The sequence below is a fragment of the Anaerostipes sp. MSJ-23 genome, assembly GCF_018918155.1.
GTDB lineage: Bacteria > Bacillota > Clostridia > Lachnospirales > Lachnospiraceae > Anaerostipes.
In genome coordinates, this window is sequence record NZ_JAHLPY010000046.1 from 1 (window position 1) to 564 (window position 564).

Here is a 564-nt window from a genome sequence, read left to right on the forward strand (position 1 = left end):
ATGATCTGTTCCTTTGTAAATCTGTTTCATTGTCCCTCGTTAAATATGATCTCTTTCATAAGACCACACTATCATAGAACATAAACGCATGTAAAGAGATATGAGACAACTTTTTAAATTCGTGGATAAAGTCATTTTGACAGGAATACTTTATCCACAGAATGTTCAGACGAAACGTGGATGATCTATTTTCTGAATACATTTTTTAGGCTTGATCGTCAGGCCTTCCATCAACCATCGAAACTGCTGGGATGTAAGCTTACATACTTCTTCCTGACTTCTGGGCCATTGGAATTTACTGGCTTTTTGTTCTAACCGTTTATAACAGAGTAAAAATCCATCACCTTCCCATATAAGTGCCTTGATCCGGTCTGTTTTACGTCCACAGAACATAAACAGAGTTCCAGGCTGAAAAGGATCCATCCCATAGGTTTGAGAAATGATATTTGAAAGAGAATCGATTCCTTTTCTTAGATCTGTATAACCACACACAATATAAACAGCCTGAAGATCTTTTGCATCATTCAGCATTTTTCAGGTTCCTCAGCACACGGAAAAGAAGTT

1 protein-coding gene is annotated in these 564 nt (G+C 37.2%); it reads right to left on the bottom strand.

The window, feature by feature from the left end:
• Positions 1-165 precede the first annotated feature (165 nt).
• Complete coding sequence (tnpB, locus tag KQI71_RS12280) at positions 166-531, bottom strand: IS66 family insertion sequence element accessory protein TnpB (protein ID WP_118739121.1); 366 nt, start codon at positions 529-531, stop codon at positions 166-168.
• Positions 532-564 lie beyond the last annotated feature (33 nt).

What these genes read in the sequence shown, in the direction of transcription:
- tnpB (WP_118739121.1), bottom strand. Translation starts at nt 531, where the DNA reads ATGCTGAATGATGCAAAAGATCTTCAGGCTGTTTATATTGTGTGTGGT.